The following is a 3,774-nucleotide window of genomic DNA, read 5'->3' as shown; positions in this document are numbered from 1 at the left end:
TGAATATGCCGTTCGCCCTGACGGTCACCCGGCCCAGGTAACTGCCCTTGTTCTTCCCAGCCGGTACCTTCGCTTGGACTATGTCCCATGTCTGAAAGCCGAAAAGGCGCTTTTCCCTCGTTTTGTATGCACGCGGAAAACCGTACCGCGTCAAGATTGTCCGTTGATATCTGCCGCGCCCCGCGGCCTTTATGCGTAGGACTGGATGTTTTCGCCAGCCAAAAACGGCGTCCACATGCCCCACGCAAGCCGCGTCGTGGCAATGACTTTTCGGGATCCCGAAACGCTCTCTGTTCCATTTTGTCCTGCCGCCGCTGGCCGACTCCACGGGCAACCCTGTTCCCGCCAGCCGTTGCCATAGCGCCCATCGGGTGCTGTTGACCGCAGCCGCGCCGCGCAAAGGCGCCTTGCGGTGTGCCTCGATTCGAGCCAGGCGTCGTGGATCATCGGCAAGAAAGTCACGCGCGTCCCGATTGCCTTTCTTCTGGTTGCAGGGGATGCAGGCCAAGGTGCGGTTACTGACCCGATCGCTGCCGCCCAGGCTGCGGGGTTGGATGTGGTCGATCTCCAAAGGAACATTCTCCGCGTCGCAGTAGGCGCATCGCTTGCCCCACTTTTCCAGCAGATATTCCCGGATCTCGTAGCCGGCCAATGGACCTTTCTGATACTCGACGCCGCGAATTTCCGGGTTCTCCATGGCTTGCATATCGAATCGGACCACCTCCTGCGATAGCGCTTGGACCGGCGCCCAGCGGCGAATTCTCTCCACCCACGTCATTGTCGTTTCCACGCGATGCCGCAGAGATGGGGGGAGCCAGTCGGCGGGGCGGGTGCGATTGGCGTATCTCGGGGCGCGGTAGCGGAGCTTGCCGCGCCGGGATCGGCGATGCTCATTCCGCTGTTTCAGCGCCTTGTGGATAGTCTCTCTGCGGTGAATAAGCTCCATAAGCATGAGCACGATCGCCACATGGCGGCTCTCATCTTCGGCCATTATTTCCTTCTCGCGCACCAGGGCCAGTCCCGTCGTCTTGTCGCCGGGATCCATCTTGAGTCGCAGCGGCTGGGTTTCACCGCCAACCCGGTCTTTAAGCCGAATAACGAATGGGCGGATCCTATGCACCACCGCCCGGCCACGTTCCAACAGCAGCCAGGCGCGTTTCTCCGAGCACGGCATCAGCGGCTTCTTCCTTTTGTCGAGCACGAATACTGCCATCACTGCCTCCTTCTGGCCCTTACGGGCCCTGTAACGCGGGCCTTGCGGCCCGTCTCCCCTCGGGAATGTCTGCAACCGGCTCCACCTTTTGGGTGCGGCGGAAACCTTCGGCGCTTTGCCTTTCGCCAGCATGATCTCCGCCTTGCGGGGCGGCGGACTGAGGAAGCATCCGCCGGTGCGTCTCGACGACCTGTTGCAAACGTAGCCGACTGGTTACGGCTTTCCCTGGCCGCCCAAAGGGCTTTGAAGCCCTTGCTCCTTGAGGGAACGGCGAGCGGCACCAGAACTGTTGCATACCCTATTCCCCCGCGAGGCGAAATATTTCGCCGGAGTGGCGGATGCTGTCTCGCCCAATCCCAAAAAATTTCGCCTCCGGGGGGAATAGGGGTGAGGAGGCAATTCGGCTTTCTCGACATCGACAAGGAGTCGGTCATGAAAGATGAAATGGGAACGATCAAGTGGTTGTGGTTTGAATTCCGGCGGAGCCCGGCGGGGCACATCCTGCTGTCGCTGCTGGCGTCGCCCTGGACCTGGGTGGCGATCGCGGGCATGTGGCTTGGATCCAAGGTCGGGGGATGGCTGTGAAGGGCGGCCCTCTGCCCATTTTCTTGTTGCTGATCACGGGCCTGCTGGCCGTCTGGCTGTTCATTCAGTCGAACAAGGAGAACCAGGCGCAGCAAACCGCCATGGAGGCCTCGCAGCGGTGCTCCGGGGCGCGGTTCGATGCGACCTATGACCGCAGCCTGGGGAGTGAAAGCGCCCAGCGAAAGGCCTTGGACGCGGCGCGGATCGCCCGCGTCTGCGGCGAAGCGCAAAAGCAGCGCCGGAACCTCCAGTCCGTGCAGCAAAACACCGGGGCCGCCCAGGCCAAGGTGGCGTCCTCAATCCTGAAGTGAAATCTTGATAAAGGAGTAATGCAATGAAAAAGCTGATTATCGTGTCCATCGTCGCCGCCATCGCGTCGTCCGGCCTCGCCGTGGCGGGAACATGCGGAAACCTGGAAAACCTCTCGTATCGATCCACCTTGCCGGCAGGGAAACTCCTCAGGTTTGCGGCCAAGCCCGACCCCAAGGCGCCGTTTTTCGCGCTTGAACCGATCGGATATTGGGTGGAGAAGTGCAAGATTCTCAACCATAAGCGGCAATACTGCGCTTATTCCGGCGCCGGCGTGATCCGTTATCCCAAGAACTCCGCCCAGATCGAGGCGATGCGGAAATATGGGGTGACGAGCGAGATCATGAACGCCGATTGCCACCTTCACCAGGGGCTGATGGCGTGCGACACGGCATACACCTACCCGGTTCCCGCCGCGTTGGCGCCGCACGTTTGGCCACGGCGGCGCACGACGAACTACGGCGTTCCGCCGATGCGCCTTGAGCCCGCGTATGCGTTCGTCCCGGAAGGCACCTGGACAAACTCCGAAAGCCGCCTGGGCGGCGCCGTGGTGCGCACGGACAAGGGCCACGCCTTGTTCAGGTTCCCCAGCGCGAAAATGGCGCGGGTGCGGAAACGTTGGCTGAAATATGGGGCGCAATCCTTTGTCTTGAGCCGGGATTGCAAAGTCATGAGCGGCCACAGGCGAACGCTGGCGTGCCAGGTCAACGTCGGCCTGGTGGACTCTTTGGACGTCAAGAAATCAGGAGGTTCTCATGGATAAGCCGATATTCGCGTATTCCGTCCTGGCCGCCGCCTGCGTGGCGGCTCTGGCCGGGTGCAGCAAGAGCACGGTGGGCAGCGGCTCGGAGAACACGAACGGCACCGAGCAGTCGTCGAGCGTCGAGAAGAAGATGGACGTGAACACTCAGCGGCAGGCGGCCCTGGAGATCAAGGAGCCGGCGGTGCCGATCCTGGTCTCCGCCCTGCGGCGGAGCGTCGATGCAGGGAAACCGCGCGGCGCCGTGCTGAATCCCGACCTGGGCTGGGCCATCGTGGACGGCACCGCCGCCGCGAAAATGGGCCTCGCCCCGTTGAAGAAAAGCGCCGTGCTGGTCGGGTATCCCTACGCCTTTTCCGCCATCCCGTGCCTCAATGAAAAATTCGCCGTCGCGAAGTTGAAGAGGGAGGCCGCCGGAGGCGGGGCGGACACGGGGATCGCGAAGGCCGAGTTGGCGGCGTACCGGCGCAATCCCCAATCCTTGTGTATCCACTATGCCGCCGGCGTGGCCGCAGTCTTTGGGGCGGCCATGCCGATCATGGGGTGGAGGGATGGGTTCAACGAGCCCAAGGACGACAATTTCGCGCATGGGCTCGCCGAGACGGCGCAGTTCTCCAATCTCCTCCTGACCAGGCTGTATTACTCCCTGCCCAAAACCGCCTTGTTGGGACAGCGAGAGGCGCGGATCCAGATCGTGAAGGCCTTTTATGAAATCCCATCCTACGCTCTGGCCCGGATGTGGAATCGGGCGAAGGCGACGGTCGTCGGCCAGGGGGTGATCATCAACGGGTCTGGATCGATCCCCGACGGCGGCGCGATGGGCTTCAGGATCGGCGGCGCTACCTACGTCGGCGGCCCGTCCGGTCTGAGCGTCACCCAGGACGGCGTGAAATGGCTGGGCGACGGC

5 protein-coding genes are annotated in these 3,774 nt (G+C 62.4%); 4 read left to right on the top strand and 1 reads right to left on the bottom strand.

The features are described from left to right. Positions 1–1,213, bottom strand: a 1,213-nt coding sequence (iscB, locus tag ACYCUK_RS23830; RefSeq protein WP_461597067.1) for an RNA-guided endonuclease IscB, incomplete at its 3' end; no start/stop codon positions are given. Positions 1,214–1,645: 432 nt separating this feature from the next. On the opposite strand from iscB, the gene ACYCUK_RS23825 reads away from it, so the two are divergent. From ACYCUK_RS23825 to ACYCUK_RS23810, 4 genes are all read left to right on the top strand, one after another. Beyond that, positions 1,646–1,798 (top strand): hypothetical protein, encoded by a 153-nt coding sequence (locus tag ACYCUK_RS23825; RefSeq protein WP_461597066.1) that lies wholly within the window; start codon positions 1,646–1,648, stop codon positions 1,796–1,798. Between the two features lie 23 nt (positions 1,799–1,821). Next, entirely contained in the window at positions 1,822–2,109 is a 288-nt protein-coding gene (locus tag ACYCUK_RS23820) for a hypothetical protein (RefSeq protein ID WP_461597065.1), read from the top strand. A 23-nt stretch (positions 2,110–2,132) separates the two neighbouring features. After that, positions 2,133–2,870 (top strand): hypothetical protein, encoded by a 738-nt coding sequence (locus ACYCUK_RS23815; protein ID WP_461597064.1) that lies wholly within the window; start codon positions 2,133–2,135, stop codon positions 2,868–2,870. Then, positions 2,863–3,774: hypothetical protein (locus ACYCUK_RS23810; protein WP_461597063.1), on the top strand; the 912-nt coding region annotated here is incomplete at its 3' end. The genes ACYCUK_RS23815 and ACYCUK_RS23810, both read left to right, overlap by 8 nt.

Source organism: Thiomonas sp. (assembly GCF_054608695.1).
The sequence above is the reverse complement of the archived record's forward strand: the minus strand, read 5'-3'. Positions and strand labels throughout refer to the sequence as shown.